The following is a 15,412-nucleotide window of genomic DNA, read 5'->3' as shown; positions in this document are numbered from 1 at the left end:
GGGAAGAGCCGCCGTGGACACCTCGTCCACGGCGGCTCTCGTCGTTCGTTCGTCAGACGGTCAGAACGGCCAGCCGACGCTCACGAACGGGTCGACCGCGACGGCGGTCGACAGCAGCGTCAGGTAGGTGATCGAACCGTGGAAGACCCCCATCGGGGAGATCTGCTTCAGCTGCTCCAGGGTTCCGGCGTCACGCCCCCCGGTCTCCCGCTCGAAGCGGGTCGCCCTGCGGTGCAACCCGATCGTCTGCACGAGGAACCCGACGCCCAGCACGAGCGCGGCCACCCCGTAGACGACACCGGCGTTCCCGAGCGGCACCAGCAGCAACGAGCAGAGCACCATCGCGATCGTGTAGAGCACGATCTGGCGCGAGACCGTCGTGGGTTTCGCGACGACGGGGAGCATCGGGACACCGGCGTTGGCGTAGTCCTCGCGGTAGCGCACCGAGAGCGGCCAGTAGTGCGGCGGGGTCCAGAGGAAGATCACCCCGAACAGCACGAACGGCGCCCAGTCCAGGGAGTCGCGCACCGCGGTCCAGCCGATGAGCACCTGCATGCACCCCGCGACCCCGCCCCAGACGATGTTCTGGGAGGTCCGGCGCTTCAGCAGCAGCGTGTAGCCCACGACGTAGAGCAGGATCGCGAGCAGCGCCAGCGCCGCGGAGAGGACGTTGACGAAGGCGACGAAGATCGCCGTCGAGGCGAGCCCCAGGACCGTGGCGAAGACGAGCGCCTGGTTCGGCGAGATCAGACCCGTCACCAGCGGTCGGTTCTCGGTGCGCTTCATCAACGCGTCGATGTCGCGGTCGAAGTAGCAGTTGAGCGTGTTCGCGCAGCCCGCGGACAACGCCCCCCCGACGAACGTCGTCAGGATGAGCCAGCCGGACGGCAGGCCACCCGCGGCGAAGAGCATGACCGGGATGGTCGTGATGAGCAGCAGCTCGACGATGCGCGGCTTGGTGAGCGCCACGTAGGCGGCCACCCGGGGGTAACGCGGAGGACGCCCCTTGCGGCGCCGGCCCAGCAAGCTGGTCCGGGAGTGCGCGGGGGCGTCGGTCAGACGCGGGTCGGCGACGGTCACAGTGTCCTCAGGGCGAGGCGACAACGGGCGAGCACGAGCTTACGCCGCTGCTACGCAGTGTCGTACGCGGTGCCACCTCCCGTGTCGGCGACGGGGCGTCGCGCGAGGCCCCTGAGCACTCCCGGTGCGCCACCCTCACGAGCTGCGCCAGAGTCCCGTGCGAGTAGGCTCGCTCTCGGTGATCCTCCCGCCGCGCCCGTCGTGTCGGGACGGAGGAGCCGCACACAGACGAACGCCTCGGGACGTCGCACCGCACGCGGTGGCGACGGACGACGGAGACACAGAGCGGACCACGGCCGGTCCTCCACCGCCATCCCGGCGCTGGTCGGTCAGCTGGTTCGCACGGGAGGAGACACGTGAGCCAGCCCAGCTTCGAGTGGAGCGACTTGGACCAGAGGACGGTGGACACCGCCCGCGTCCTGGCGATGGACGCGGTGCAGCGCGCCGGCAACGGTCACCCGGGTACGGCCATGAGCCTCGCCCCGGTGGCCACCCTGCTGTTCCAGAAGGTCCTCCGGCACGACCCCGCCGACCCGGACTGGGTCGGGCGCGACCGGTTCGTGCTGTCCTGCGGGCACTCGAGCCTGACGCTGTACAACCAGCTCTACCTCTCCGGCTACGGCCTGGAGCTCGACGACCTGAAGGCGCTGCGCAAGTGGGGTTCCAAGACCCCCGGCCACCCCGAGCACGGACACACCGCCGGCGTCGAGATGACCACCGGCCCGCTGGGCCAGGGTCTGTCCTCCGCCGTCGGGATGGCCATGGCCGCCCGCCGCGAGCGCGGTCTGTTCGACCCCGAGGCCGCCCCCGGCACCAGCCCCTTCGACCACCACGTCTACGTGCTGTGCTCCGACGGGGACATCGAGGAGGGCGTGACCTCCGAGGCCTCCGCCATCGCCGGGGTCCAGGAGCTGGGCAACCTGGTCGTCATCTACGACCAGAACCACATCTCCATCGAGGACGACACCGCGATCGCGCTCGGCGAGGACACCGCCAAGCGCTACGAGGCCTACGGCTGGCACGTCCAGACCATGGACTGGACCAACGGCGGCGAAGGCCCCTACACCGAGGACGTCGCCGGCCTGCACGCTGCGATCGAGGCCGCCAAGGCCGAGACGGGCAAGCCCTCGATCATCGTGCTGCGCACGATCATCGCCTACCCCGCGCCGACCCTGCAGAACACCGGGAAGTCGCACGGCTCCGCGCTGGGCGAGGCCGAGGTCAAGGCCACCAAGGAGGTCCTCGGCTTCGACCCCGAGAAGACCTTCGAGGTCTCCGACGAGGTCATCGGCTTCGCCCGTGCGGTCCGCGAGCGCGGCAAGAGCGCCCACGAGGCCTGGCAGAGCGCCTTCGACGCGTGGCGCAAGGACGCCGGTGAGCGTGCGGAGCTGTTCGACCGCATGCGCACCCGCACCCTGCCCGCCGGCTGGGAGCAGTCGCTGCCCGTCTTCGAGCCCGGCAAGGCGATGGCCTCGCGCAAGGCCTCCGGCCAGGTCCTCAACGCCATCGCCTCCTCGCTGCCCGAGCTGTGGGGCGGTTCGGCCGACCTCGCCGAGTCCAACCTGACCTCCCTCAAGGGCGAGCCGTCCTTCCTGCCCCCCAGCCGCACCACCAAGACCTGGGACGGGAACCTCTACGGCCGCGTGCTGCACTTCGGCATCCGCGAGCACGCCATGGGGTCGATCCTCAACGGCATCGCGCTGCACGGCGGGACCCGCCCCTACGGCGGCACCTTCCTGGTCTTCAGCGACTACATGCGCCCCGCGGTGCGGATGGCCTCGATCATGCAGCTGCCGGTGACCTACGTCTGGACCCACGACTCCATCGGCCTGGGCGAGGACGGCCCGACCCACCAGCCGATCGAGCACCTCGCCTCGCTGCGCGCCATCCCCGGCTTCGACGTGGTGCGCCCCGGCGACGCCAACGAGACCGCGTGGGCGTGGAAGACGATCCTGGAGACGACGAACCGGCCCGCCGGTCTGGCGCTCTCCCGCCAGGACCTGCCCACCTTCGACCGCTCGCAGCCGGGCTGGGGCGCGGCCGACGGCGTCGCCAAGGGCGCCTACGTCCTCGTCGACGCCTCCACCGCGAACCCCGAGGTCATCCTCATCGGTACCGGGTCCGAGGTGCAGATCGCGGTCGCCGCCCGCGAGAAGCTCGAGGCCGAGGGCATCCCCACCCGCGTGGTGTCGATGCCGTGCCGCGAGTGGTTCGACGCGCAGGACCAGTCCTACCGCGACACCGTCCTCATCCCCGGCGTCAAGGCGCGCGTGGCCGTCGAGGCGGGCATCGCCCAGGGCTGGCACGACCTGACCGGCGACGCCGGCCGCGTCGTGGGCATCGAGCACTTCGGTGCCTCGGCGGACTACCAGGACCTCTACCGCGAGTTCGGCATGACCGACACCGCGGTCGTCACCGCGGCCAAGGAATCCCTCGCCGGTCTGCAGTGACCTCTTCCCGGGGGCCGCGATCCGCGGCCCCCGGGTTCTGCGGGCGCCGTCCCGGCGCCCACCCACCCAGTGGACGATGGAACGGAGCACCTCATGAGCAACAACCTCGAGACCCTGCACGAACACGGCGTGTCGGTCTGGCTGGACGACCTCTCCCGCGAGCTGACCGACGGCGGTGAACTCGGCCGCCTCGTCGAGGCCGGCGTCCTGGGCGTCACCTCGAACCCGACGATCTTCGCGAGCGCGCTGAGCAAGGGCGACCGCTACACCGACCAGGTGAAGGAGCTCGTCGCCGCCGGCGCCGACACCGAGGAAGCCGTCTTCCAGATCACCACCGAGGACGTCCGCAAGGCGTGCGACGTGCTCAAGCCGGTCTTCGACCGCACCGACGGCCTCGACGGCCGCGTCTCCCTCGAGGTCGACCCGCGCCAGGCGCGCGACACCGCCGGCACCGAGGCCTCCGCGCGCAAGCTGTGGAAGGCCGTCGACCGCCAGAACCTCTACATCAAGATCCCCGCGACCGTCGAAGGTCTCGCCGCGATCACCACCGCGATCTCCGAGGGCATCAGCGTCAACGTGACCCTGATCTTCTCCCTCGACCGCTACCGCGCCGTCATGCAGGCGTTCCTCACCGGTCTCGAGCAGGCCAAGCAGAACGGCCACGACATCTCCAAGATCGAGTCGGTCGCCTCCTTCTTCGTCTCCCGCGTCGACACCGAGATCGACAAGCGTCTCGAGGAGATCGGGACCGACGAGGCCAAGGCCCTGCGGTCCAAGGCCGGTCTGGCCAACGCGCGCCTGGCCTACCAGGCCTACGAGGAGGTCTTCTCGACCCCGCGCTGGCAGGTCCTCAAGGAGTCCGGCGCCCGCGCGCAGCGTCCGCTGTGGGCCTCGACCGGGGTCAAGAACCCCGACCTCCCCGACACCCTCTACGTCACCGGGCTCGTCGCCCCGAACACCGTGAACACGATGCCGGGCAAGACCCTCGAGGCGACCATCGACCACGCCGAGGTCACCGGGGACACCATCCGCGGTTCCTACGGCGAGTCCCAGGCCGTCCTCGACGACCTCGAGCGTCTCGGCGTCTCCTACACCGACGTCGTCGAGTTCCTCGAGACCGACGGTCTCGACAAGTTCGAGAAGAGCTGGGGCGAGCTGCTCACCACCGTCACCGACGAGCTGGAGCGAGTGAAGACGCAGGTCGACGCCCAGTGAGTCCGACGCGGGTGACGCACGCGGAGAACCCGCTGCGCGATCCGCGGGACCGTCGGCTCCCGCGGATCGCCGGTCCGTGCGGCATGGTGATGTTCGGCGTGACGGGTGACCTCGCGCGCAAGAAGCTCATGCCCGCGATCTACGACCTGGCGAACCGGGGCCTGCTGCCCCCCGGTTTCGCGCTGACGGGTTTCGCCCGTCGCGACTGGGTCGACCAGGACTTCGGCAAGATCGTCTACGACTCGGTGCGCCAGCACGCCCGGACCCCCTTCCGGGAGTCCGTGTGGGCCCAGCTCGCCGAGGGCTTCCGGTTCGTCCCCGGTGAGTTCGACGACGACGAGGCGTTCGACCAGCTCGCCACGACCGTCGCCGACCTCGACCGGGTCCGCGGCACCGGCGGGAACCACGCGTTCTACATGTCGATCCCGCCGCGGTTCTTCCCCGTCGTCGCCAAGCAGTTGGCGCGCAGCGGGTTGAGCGCCCAGCACGGCGACCAGTGGCGACGCGTCGTCATCGAGAAGCCCTTCGGGCACGACCTCAAGTCGGCGCGCGAGCTGAACGCCGTCGTCGAGAACGTGTTCCCGCCGGACTCGGTGTTCCGCATCGACCACTACCTCGGCAAGGAGACGGTCCAGAACATCCTGGCGCTGCGTTTCGCCAACCAGATGTTCGAGCCGCTCTGGAACGCCAACCACGTCGACCACGTGCAGATCACCATGGCCGAGGACATCGGCATCGGTGGCCGCGCGGGGTACTACGACGGGATCGGCGCCGCCCGCGACGTCATCCAGAACCACCTCCTGCAGCTGCTGGCGCTGACCGCGATGGAGGAGCCCGTCTCCTTCGACGCCGCCGACCTGCGCGCGGAGAAGGCCAAGGTCCTCTCCGCCGTGCGTCCGGCCAAGGACATCGCGAAGTCGACGGCACGAGGCCAGTACGCCTCGGGCTGGCAGGGTTCGGAGTTCGTCAAGGGCTACCTCGACGAGGACGGGATCCCCTCGACCTCGACGACGGAGACGTTCGCGGCGATCGAGCTCGAGATCGACACCCGCCGCTGGGCGGGGGTCCCGTTCTACCTGCGGGCCGGCAAGCGGCTCGGCCGTCGGGTGACCGAGATCGCGGTCGTCTTCAAGCGCGCCCCGCACCTGCCCTTCGAGAAGACCGCCACCGAGGAACTCGGGCAGAACGCCCTGGTGATCCGGGTGCAGCCCGACGAGGGCATCACCATGCGGTTCGGGTCGAAGGTCCCCGGGACGGCCATGGAGGTGCGCGACGTGACCATGGACTTCGGGTACGGCCACGCCTTCACCGAGTCCAGCCCCGAGGCCTACGAACGCCTCATCCTCGACGTGCTGCTGGGTGACCCGCCGCTCTTCCCCAGCCACACCGAGGTCGAACTGTCGTGGAAGGTCCTCGACCCGATCACGCAGTTCTGGGCCCGCAACGGCAAGCCCGAGCCCTACGCGTCGGGCAACTGGGGTCCCGCCTCGGCCGACGCCATGCTCGAACGGTCCGGCCGGCAGTGGCGGCGCCCGTGAGCCAGACCCACCAGGAGCTGATGTGATCATCGACCTGCCCAGCACGTCGACCAGCGCCATCAACAAGGCGATGGTCGACCTGCGGGACTCCGGCGGGGCCGTCGCGCTCGGCCGGGTCCTGACCCTCGTCGTCATCACCGACGACGCCCACGCCGAGGACGCCATCTCGGCGGCCAACGAGGCCAGCCGCGAGCACCCCTGCCGGGTGCTCGTGCTGGCCCGCGGCAACAAGCGCGGAGCGGCCCGTCTCGACGCCCAGATCCGCGTCGGCGGCGACGCCGGCGCGAGCGAGGTCATCGTGCTGCGCGCCTACGGCCCGCTCGTCGAGCACGGGGAGACGACCATCGTCTCCCTGCTGCTGCCCGACGCGCCGATCGTGGCGTACTGGCCCGGGACCGCGCCCGACGACCTGCGCACCGACCCCATCGGGGCCATCGCGCAGCGCCGCATCACCGACTCGGCGGAGGCGAGGGACCCGGCCAAGGCGCTGGACTCCCGCCGCACCAGCTACCGGGCCGGTGACACCGACCTGGCGTGGACGCGGCTGACCAACTGGCGTGCGCTGCTCGCGGCCGCGCTGGACCAGCCGCCCTACGAGCCGGTCACCTCGATCACGGTGGCCGGTGCCCCGGACAGCCCCAGCACCGAACTCCTCGCGGCGTGGCTCGCGGCGAAGCTGAAGGCACCGGTCGTGCGGGCCCGCACCAAGCGTGGGACCGGGGTGCAGAGCGTCCGGTTGGAGCGCAAGTCCGGTGCGGTGGAACTGATCCGGCCGGAGCAGAGCGTCGCCACCCTCACCCAGCCCGGGCAGCCCGACCGCCGGCTGTCGCTGGCGCGTCGACTGGTGAAGGACTGCCTGTCCGAGGAGCTGCGCCGTCTCGACCCGGACGACGTCTACGGCGAGGTCCTGGCCGACGGCCTGCCCCAGGTCAACAAGAAGGTCATGTCCGTCCGCGACGCGCAGACCGCCGGGAAGCTCTCGACCCCGGCGGCCGCCGCGAAGCGCCAGGCCGCCGCCGAGCAGCAGTCGGCCAAGGTCTCGCGCAGCATGAAGGGCGCTCCGCCGGAGCCGGAACCGAACGAGGAACTCACCCTCGCGGCGCCGGTCAGCCCGACCCCGGCGGCGAAGAGGCCGGCTCCGCGCAAGCGCGCCGCGGCGAAGAAGGCCACCGCGTGACCCGGGCGCTCGTCGTCCGGCACGCGACGCCGGACGTGTTGGCCGCCGCGACGGCCGGCCGGTTGCTCGCGGCCATCGCGGACGCCCAGGCCGAACGCGGGATCGCGCACGTGTCGCTCACGGGCGGCACCATCGGGGGCAAGACGCTCGCCGCGGTGGGGTCCTCCCCCGCGCGCGACAGCGTCGACTGGTCCCGCGTCCACCTGTGGTGGAGCGACGAACGCTTCCTCGCGAGCGGTGACCCGGAGCGCAACGCGACCCAGGCCGCCGACGCACTGCTCGACGCGTTGCCGTTGGACCCGGCCACGGTGCACCTGCCGCCGGCCACCGACGGTCCGGACGGGGACGACCTCGACGCGGCCGCGGCCCGCTACGCGGCCGAGCTGCTGGCCTTCGGGGGCGGGGCCGAGGTCCCCGCGTTCGACGTCCTGCTCCTCGGCATGGGGCCCGACGGTCACGTCGCGTCGCTCTTCCCGCACCACCCCGGGCTGGGTCGCGACGACTCCAGCGTCATCGGGGTCCGGGAGTCCCCGAAGCCGCCGCCGCTGCGGGTGTCGTTCACCTTCGGGGCCATCGCCCGCGCCCGCCAGGTCTGGCTCGTGGCGGCCGGGGCCGAGAAGGCGGCCGCCGTGGCCCGGGGGGTCGCGGCCGGTGACGTCTCCGAGACCCCCGCGGCGGGGGTCTTCGGGACCGAACGGACGCTCTGGCTCGTCGACGAGACCGCGGCCTCCGACCTCTGAAGCACCGCAGACGCGAGAAGGCCCCCTGCGGGAACCGCAGGGGGCCTTCTCGCGTTCAACAGAACAGGTCAGCGGATGAGACCGCGGGCCCGCAGGGAGTCGAGCGCTTCGTTGAGAATGGCCTCGCCGTCCGCGTCGGAGCGACGTTCCTTCACGTAGGCCAGGTGCGTCTTGTACGGCTCGTTCTTCAACGGAGCGGGCGGGTTGGCCCGGTCCGTGCCGGCGGGGAACCCGCACCGCGGGCAGTCCCAGGTCTCGGGCGGTTCGACCCCGGACTCCTCAGCGAAGCTGGGCTTCGTCTCGTGCCCGTTGGCGCACCAGTAGGAGATGCGGATGCGGGGCGCGGTGTCCCCACGTTCCGCCTCGCCCATGGGGCCGGCGCCGACCCTGCTGCCCCGGATGGCGTTGCCACCTGCCACGTCGGTCCTCTTCCTGCTTCAGTCTCGGTGGATGCCGTGCTGCGGTGCTGGCTGGTCAGAACTCGTTGGTGAACCGCTCGACGAGGCCGAGGGTGACGATCGTGGCGAACCAGACCAGTCCCAGACCGACCGTGAAGCGGTTGAGGTTCCGCTCGGCCATGCTCGACCCGGAGAGACTCGTCGTCACGCCGCCGCCGAACATGTCGGACAGCCCACCCCCCTTGCCCTTGTGCAGGAGGATCAACAGCGTCAGGAGGAAGCTGGAGATCCCCAGGATGACCTGCAGCACGATGCGGAGCACGCTCACACCGGTCAGCCTAAGCCATCACTGGCGGTGTTCCCGCAGATTCGTCACGCGGGGTGGTCGCGGAAGCGGACGATCGCGGCGAAGTCGGCGGCGTCCGTGCTGGCCCCGCCGACCAGCGCACCGTCCACGTCGGGCTGCTTCATGATGGCCGCGATGCTCACGGGCTTCACGCTGCCGCCGTAGAGGACCCGCACGGCGTCCGCCGTGGCCCGGTCGAACTGCTCGGCCACGGCGGCGCGCAGCGCGGCGCAGACCTCCTGGGCGTCCTCGGGCGTCGCGACCTCGCCGGTGCCGATCGCCCAGACCGGTTCGTAGGCCAGCACGAGACCGGCGACCTGCTCCGCGGTGAGCCCGGTGAGCGCCTGCGTGACCTGCCCGACGGTGAACTCGACGTGCTGCGCGGCCTGGCGGATCTCCAGGGCCTCGCCGACGCAGACGATGGGGGTCAGCCCGTTGGCCAGCGCCTTCGCCGTCTTCGTCCGCACGACCGCGTCGTCCTCGCCGTGGTACTGGCGACGCTCGGAGTGCCCGACGGCCACGTAGGCGACACCGAGCTTGGCGAGCATCGCGCCCGAGACCTCACCGGTGTACGCCCCGGAGTCGTGCTCGGAGACGTCCTGCGCGCCGAGCTTGAGGGACAGCTTGTCCCCTTCGATCAGCGTCTGCACCGTGCGCAGGCTGGTGTGGGAGGGCAGCACGGCGACCTCGACGGCCGAGTAGTCGTGCTTGGCGTCCTTCAGCGTCCAGTCCAGCTTCTGGACCAGCAGGGTGCCCTGCTGGTGGTCCAGGGTCATCTTCCAGTTCCCGGCGATCAGCGGGGTGCGGGTCATCGTCGATCCTTCGTCTCGTCGGTTCGGGCGGGTCAGTCGAGGACGTCGAGGCCGGGCAGGTGCTTGCCCTCCAGGTACTCCAGGCTCGCTCCACCACCGGTGGAGATGTGCCCGAACTGCTCGTCGGCGAAGCCGAGGCTGCGCACCGCGGCCGCGGAGTCGCCGCCGCCGACGACGCTGAAGGCGCCGGAGTCGACGATGCCCTGCGCGACGGCACGGGTGCCGTGGGCGTAGGGCTCCATCTCGAAGACGCCCATCGGGCCGTTCCAGAACACCGTGCGCGCGTCGGCGAGGCGGGCGGCGAACGCGGCGCCGGAGTCGGGACCGATGTCGAGGCCCAGGCGGTCGGCGGGGATGGCGTCCGCCGCGACCACGTCGTGCTCGGCGTCCGCGGCGAAGGCGGTCGCGGCGACGACGTCGGTGGGCAGGACGAGCTCGACGCCCTTGTCCTTCGCGGTCCGCACGTACTGCGCGACGCGGTCGAGCTGGTCGGCCTCGAGCAGCGAGGTCCCGACCTCGTACCCCTGGGCCTTGAGGAAGGTGAAGACCATCCCCCCGCCGACGAGGAGGCGATCGCCCTCGCTCAGCAGCGACCCGAGCAGGTTGTCGATGACCCCGAGCTTGTCGGAGACCTTCGAGCCGCCCAGGACGACGGCGTAGGGCCGTTCCGGGGAGGTCGTCAGCCGCTTCAGCACCTCGACCTCGGTGGCGACGAGGCCACCGGCGGCGTGCGGCAACCGGCGCGCGACGTCGTAGACGCTGGCGTGCTTGCGGTGCACCGCACCGAAGCCGTCGGAGACGAAGGCGTCGGCGAGGGCGGCGAGCTCGTCGGCGAAGGCGCCGCGCTCCCCGTCGTCCTTGCTGGTCTCGCTCGCGTTGAAGCGGATGTTCTCGAGGAGGACGAGCTCACCGTCGGCGAGCGCGTCGACCGCGGCCTTGGCCTCCGGCCCCACGGTGACGGGGCAGAAGCCGACGGAGACACCCTCGAGCAGCTCGGCGAGGCGGGCGTGCACGGGCGCCAGGGAGTACTTGGCCTCCGGGGTGCCCTGGGGGCGGCCGAGGTGCGCGGTGACCACGACGCGGGCACCGGCGTCGAGGAGGCGACGCAGCGTCGGCACCGAGGCGCGGATGCGGCCGTCGTCGGTGATGACGGGAGCGTCACCGGAGCGGTCGAGGGGGACGTTGAGGTCGCTGCGCACGAGGACGCGCTTGCCGGCCAGGCCGCCGATCTGGGCCTCGAGGTCGTCGATCGTCTTCACGGGTGTTCCTTTCGCGTGACTGCCCGGGTCCGGACGGACGACGGCCCGGGCACTCGTGACGCGAGTGCCCGGGCCGACGTGTCAGGACCTCAGAGCGAGGAGCCGACGAGCTTGACGAGGTCGACGAGGCGGTTGGAGTAGCCCCACTCGTTGTCGTACCAGCCGACGACCTTGACCTGGTTGCCGTTGACCTTGGTGAGGCCCGAGTCGTAGATGCACGACGCGGGGTCGGTCACGATGTCGGTGGAGACCAGCGGCTCGTCGGAGTACACGAGGTAGCCCTTGAGCGGACCGTCGGCCGCGGCCTGGTAGGCGGCGTTGACCTCGTCGACGGTGACCTCGCGGGCCAGCGTGACGGTGAGGTCGGTCGCCGAGCCGGTCGGGACCGGGACGCGCAGCGCGTAGCCGTCGAGCTTGCCCTTGAGCTGCGGCAGGACCAGGCCGATCGCCTTGGCGGCACCGGTCGAGGTCGGCACGATGTTGAGGGCCGCGGCGCGGGCGCGACGGAGGTCCTTGTGCGGACCGTCCTGCAGGTTCTGGTCCGCGGTGTAGGCGTGGATCGTGGTCATCAGACCGCGTTCGATGCCGAAGGAGTCCTCGAGGACCTTCGCCAGCGGGGCCAGGCAGTTCGTGGTGCAGGACGCGTTCGAGATGATCGAGTGCTTCGAGCCGTCGTAGTCGGAGTCGTTGACCCCCATGACCAGGGTGACGTCGTTGTTGGTCGCCGGGGCGGAGATGACGACCTTCTTGGCGCCGGCGGTGAGGTGCGCCTTGGCCTTCTCGCCGTCGGTGAAGAACCCGGTGGACTCCACGACGACGTCGACGCCCAGCGCGCCCCAGCCGAGGTTGGCGGGGTCGCGGTCGGCGAGGACCTTGATCGTCTTCGAGCCGACGACGATGGAGTCACCCTCGACCCGGACGTCCTCGGCGAGCTTGCCGAGGATCGAGTCGTGCTTGAGCAGGTGGGCCAGGGCCTTCGCGTCGGTGAGGTCGTTGACCGCGACGATCTCGAAGTCCGCGTTCTGCGCGAGTGCCGCGCGGAAGAAGTTGCGGCCGATGCGACCGAATCCGTTGATGCCGACGCGAGTGGTCATGCGCTCTCCTCCTTGACGCACCTTCGACCGGGCGGGCCTGGTGCGTCTCGTGCTTGCGGTACCGGTCCTGTGTCTGGTCCTGCAGGGTGTTGCGCCGCGGCCCCGCGGCGTCGCCCCGACCTTATGGCCTGCGTCACGTTCCCCGTGAACGGGGGTCCGCGCTCAGGCGTCGAGCATGTCCGCCGTGAGCCCGGACTCCGTGCCCGGGATCCCGAGTTCGATGGCCTTCTTGTCCGCCATGCCGAGCAGCCGCCGGATCCGGCCGGCGATCGCGTCCTTGGTCATGGGCGGGTCGGCGAGCTGACCCAGCTCCTCGAGGCTGGCCTGCTTGTGCTCCAGGCGCAGCCGACCGGCCTGCAGCAGGTGGTCGGGGATCTCGTCGCCGAGCAGTTCCAGCGCACGTTCCACCCGGGCGCCCGCGGCGACCGCGGCCCGCGCGGAGCGGCGCAGGTTGGCGTCGTCGAAGTTCGCGAGGCGGTTGGCGGTGGCGCGGACCTCGCGCCGCATCCGGCGCTCCTCCCAGGTCATCATCGCGTCGTGGGCCCCGAGTCGGGTGAGCAGCGCGCTGATGGCGTCGCCGTCGCGCAGCACGACGCGGTCGACGCCGCGGACCTCGCGGGCCTTCGCCGACAGTTCGAGGCGGCGGGCCGCACCGACGAGGGCCAACGCCGCCTCCGGACCGGGGCAGGTCACCTCGAGCGCGGCGGAGCGGCCGGGTTCCGTGAGCGAACCGCGGGCCAGGAACGCCCCGCGCCAGGCGGCCTCGGCGATCTGGGCGGAGCTGGAGACGATGTGCGAGGGCAGCCCGCGGACCGGGCGACCCCGGGTGTCGAGCAGTCCCGTCTGGCGGGCCAGCGACTCCCCGTCGCGCGCGACGCGCAGCACGTAACGGGTCCCCCGGCGCAGCCCCCCCGCCTGGACGACCAGCAGGTCGCTGGGGTGCCCGAACACGTCGGCGATGTCACGTCGCAGGCGCCGCGCGATCGAGGCCGAGTCGAGCTCGGCCTCGATGACGATGCGACCGGACACGATGTGCAACCCGCCCGCGAAGCGCAGCATCACCGACACCTCGGCCTTGCGCGCCGCCGTCGTCGTCACCGGCAACCGGCTCAGCTCGTCCTTGACCGCTGCCGTCATCGCCATGACTGGACCTCCCCCGACACCCGCACCACGCGTGAGTCTCCTCGTTGCCGCTCTGTCCGCACGTCTGTTCCCACGACTACCACCGCACCCTTCACCGCGCCGCGAACCGGGGCGAGGAGAAGACGTCACGGTAGGCCGCGGCCAACCGCAGCGCGTCGTGGCGGGGCGTTCCGTCGCCCATCGACACGCTGCGCAGCAACACCTCCGCACCGAGGGCCTCCGCGACCCGCACCAGCGAGTCCACGTCCCCGACGGCCACCGGGTCCGCCAGGACCGCGTCGATCACCAGCTCCGGGGCGTGGGCCGCGAGGACCTCGAGGTACGCCTCGGCGCTGAAGCCGTCGGTCTCCCCCGGCTGGACGGCGAGGTTCAGCGTGACGCACGTCCGGGCCCGGGTGCTGGTCAGCGCCGCGAGCAGTCCCGGCACCATGAGGTGCGGCAGGACGCTGGTGAACCACGACCCCGGCCCGAGCACGACCCAGTCGGCCGACCCGATGGCCTCGACGACCTCGGGCCGCACCGGTGGGTCGGAGGGGACGAGCCGGACGTTCGCGACGCGACCCGTCGTGGAGGCCACCGCGACCTGTCCGCGCACCGCAGTGGTCTCCTCCGGGGCGCCCTCGACGAGACCGAGGACGTCGGCCTCGATGTCGAGCGGGACCGCGGCCATCGGCAGCACCCGGCCCCGGGCCCCGAGCAGGCGCCCCACCCAGTCCAGGCCGGCGACCTCGTCGCCGAGCAGTTCCCACAGCGTCGAGATGAGCAGGTTGCCGGTGGCGTGACCGTGCAGCGACCCCTCGCTGGAGAAGCGGTGCTGCAGCACGTCGCGCCAGGTCCGGCCCCACTCGGAGTCGTCGCAGAGGGCGGACAGGGCCATCCGCAGGTCACCCGGCGGCAGGCCGCCGAGCTCCCGGCGCAACCGCCCGGAGGAACCGCCGTCGTCGGCCACGGTGACGACCGCGGTGAGGCGGTCGGTGAGGTGGCGCAGGGCCGAGAGCGAGGCCGAGAGCCCGTGGCCGCCGCCGAGGGCGACCACGGCGGGCGCACCGGAGGCGCCGACCCCGGACGGGGTGAGGGGCGGGGAACCCGTCGCCGGCACGGCCCCGACGGTGGGGATCATGCCGGTCGGGAAGCTCGTGGACGAGGGGTGCGAGTGCTCGGGCAGCGTGCTCACTCCCGGCCCAGGTCGCGGTGCAGGACGCGCACCGGCACCCCGTCACGGCGCAGCCGCTTGCCCAGTTCCTCGGTCATCGCGACCGAACGGTGCTTGCCGCCGGTGCAGCCGAAGGCGATCGTCGCGTAGCGCTTGTTCTCCCGGCGGTAACCGTCGAAGACCGGCGCGAGCGCGGCCTCGTAGCGGTCGAGGAACGTCGCGGCCCCGTCGGCGGCGAGGACGAACTCGGAGACGGGGGCGTCCTGGCCGGTGAGCGGGCGCAGTTCGGGTTCCCAGTGCGGGTTCGGGATGAACCGGACGTCGGCGACGTGCTCGGCGTCGGCGGGGGTCCCGTACTTGAACCCGAAGCTCATGACCGTGACCCGCAGGTCCTCCGCGCGGTCGGCCTCGAAGAGCGAGGCGACCAGCGCGCCGAGCTGGTGGACGTTGAAGGAGCTGGAGTCCACGACGACGTCGGCCCGGGCGCGCAGTTCGCCGGTGAGGGCGCGTTCGCGGGCGATGCCGTCGACGATGCGGTCGTCGCCCTGCAGGGGGTGCGGACGACGTACGGATTCGAAGCGGCGCACCAGGACGTCGTCGGTGGCGTCGAGGAACAGCACCCGCGGGGACACGTGCCGGGTGTCGAGGGCGGCCAGCGCGCCGGTGAGCTCGGCGAAGAACGTGCGCCCGCGGACGTCGACGACGACGGCGAGGCGCGGGATGGTCAGCCCGGCCCGGGCGGCGAGTTCCGCGAGCGGTTCCAGCATCTGCGGCGGGAGGTTGTCGACGACGTACCAGCCGAGGTCCTCCAGCGCCTTGCCGGTGGTCGAGCGCCCGGCCCCCGACATGCCGGTGATGATCAGGAGTTCGGGACGGCGTTGCCGTTCCCCGTCCCCTGCGTCGCTCGTACTGTCCGCCGCGTCCTGCACTCGCCCATCCTGTCATCCCGGGCGTGTCGCCCGCGACGAGCCTGGTACTCGTCGTTGTCGTCCGATCACCCTGCGTTC

General features: G+C 71.6%; 14 protein-coding genes. 5 read left to right on the top strand and 9 right to left on the bottom strand.

Annotated features, from left to right (window positions below):
• Positions 1-60: 60 nt before the first annotated feature.
• Entirely contained in the window at positions 61-1,080 is a 1,020-nt protein-coding gene (locus ACFQ46_RS01365; RefSeq protein ID WP_380256436.1) for a heme o synthase, read from the bottom strand.
• A 356-nt stretch (positions 1,081-1,436) separates the two neighbouring features.
• On the opposite strand from ACFQ46_RS01365, the gene tkt reads away from it, so the two are divergent.
• The 5 genes from tkt (at position 1,437) to pgl (ending at position 8,200) form a co-directional block, all read left to right on the top strand.
• Positions 1,437-3,530 carry a transketolase gene (gene tkt / locus ACFQ46_RS01360; RefSeq protein ID WP_380256434.1) on the top strand — a complete coding sequence of 698 codons (2,094 nt, stop codon included), beginning with the start codon at positions 1,437-1,439 and terminating at the stop codon, positions 3,528-3,530.
• 93 nt (positions 3,531-3,623) lie between these two features.
• Positions 3,624-4,745 carry a transaldolase gene (gene tal / locus ACFQ46_RS01355; RefSeq protein WP_380256432.1) on the top strand — a complete coding sequence of 374 codons (1,122 nt, stop codon included), beginning with the start codon at positions 3,624-3,626 and terminating at the stop codon, positions 4,743-4,745.
• Positions 4,742-6,283 (top strand): glucose-6-phosphate dehydrogenase, encoded by a 1,542-nt coding sequence (gene zwf / locus ACFQ46_RS01350; protein ID WP_380256430.1) that lies wholly within the window; start codon positions 4,742-4,744, stop codon positions 6,281-6,283. Before tal ends, zwf begins: the two co-directional genes overlap by 4 nt.
• A gap of 22 nt (positions 6,284-6,305) precedes the next feature.
• Positions 6,306-7,460 (top strand): glucose-6-phosphate dehydrogenase assembly protein OpcA, encoded by a 1,155-nt coding sequence (opcA, locus tag ACFQ46_RS01345; protein ID WP_380256428.1) that lies wholly within the window; start codon positions 6,306-6,308, stop codon positions 7,458-7,460.
• Positions 7,457-8,200 (top strand): 6-phosphogluconolactonase, encoded by a 744-nt coding sequence (gene pgl / locus ACFQ46_RS01340; protein ID WP_380256426.1) that lies wholly within the window; start codon positions 7,457-7,459, stop codon positions 8,198-8,200. The genes opcA and pgl overlap by 4 nt, the downstream gene beginning before the upstream one ends.
• Positions 8,201-8,268: 68 nt before the next feature.
• Here the strand turns inward: pgl and ACFQ46_RS01335 are convergent, their stop codons facing one another.
• The 8 genes from ACFQ46_RS01335 to rapZ form a co-directional block, all read right to left on the bottom strand.
• Positions 8,269-8,619: an RNA polymerase-binding protein RbpA gene (locus ACFQ46_RS01335; RefSeq protein ID WP_328295990.1), complete on the bottom strand. Its 351-nt coding sequence runs from the start codon at positions 8,617-8,619 to the stop codon at positions 8,269-8,271.
• Positions 8,620-8,674: 55 nt separating this feature from the next.
• Positions 8,675-8,926: a preprotein translocase subunit SecG gene (gene secG, locus ACFQ46_RS01330; RefSeq protein WP_328295989.1), complete on the bottom strand. Its 252-nt coding sequence runs from the start codon at positions 8,924-8,926 to the stop codon at positions 8,675-8,677.
• Positions 8,927-8,970: 44 nt separating this feature from the next.
• Positions 8,971-9,756, bottom strand: a complete 786-nt coding sequence (tpiA, locus tag ACFQ46_RS01325; protein ID WP_380256424.1) for a triose-phosphate isomerase — start codon at positions 9,754-9,756, stop codon at positions 8,971-8,973.
• Between the two features lie 32 nt (positions 9,757-9,788).
• Positions 9,789-11,015, bottom strand: coding sequence for a phosphoglycerate kinase (locus tag ACFQ46_RS01320; protein ID WP_380256422.1), 1,227 nt, complete (start codon positions 11,013-11,015; stop codon positions 9,789-9,791).
• An 89-nt stretch (positions 11,016-11,104) separates the two neighbouring features.
• Positions 11,105-12,109, bottom strand: coding sequence for a type I glyceraldehyde-3-phosphate dehydrogenase (gap, locus tag ACFQ46_RS01315; protein WP_380256420.1), 1,005 nt, complete (start codon positions 12,107-12,109; stop codon positions 11,105-11,107).
• Between the two features lie 162 nt (positions 12,110-12,271).
• A complete protein-coding gene (gene whiA, locus ACFQ46_RS01310; protein WP_328295985.1) occupies positions 12,272-13,252 on the bottom strand; it encodes a DNA-binding protein WhiA in 981 nt (326 codons plus the stop codon).
• A 91-nt stretch (positions 13,253-13,343) separates the two neighbouring features.
• A complete protein-coding gene (yvcK, locus tag ACFQ46_RS01305) occupies positions 13,344-14,426 on the bottom strand; it encodes a uridine diphosphate-N-acetylglucosamine-binding protein YvcK (protein WP_380256418.1) in 1,083 nt (360 codons plus the stop codon).
• Positions 14,423-15,334, bottom strand: coding sequence for an RNase adapter RapZ (rapZ, locus tag ACFQ46_RS01300; protein ID WP_380256416.1), 912 nt, complete (start codon positions 15,332-15,334; stop codon positions 14,423-14,425). Before rapZ ends, yvcK begins: the two co-directional genes overlap by 4 nt.
• Positions 15,335-15,412: the final 78 nt, after the last annotated feature.

The organism is Kineococcus sp. GCM10028916, from assembly GCF_042674865.1.
In the GTDB taxonomy this organism is placed as follows: Bacteria; Actinomycetota; Actinomycetes; order Actinomycetales; family Kineococcaceae; genus Kineococcus.
This window is presented reverse-complemented; position numbering and strand designations above follow the sequence as displayed.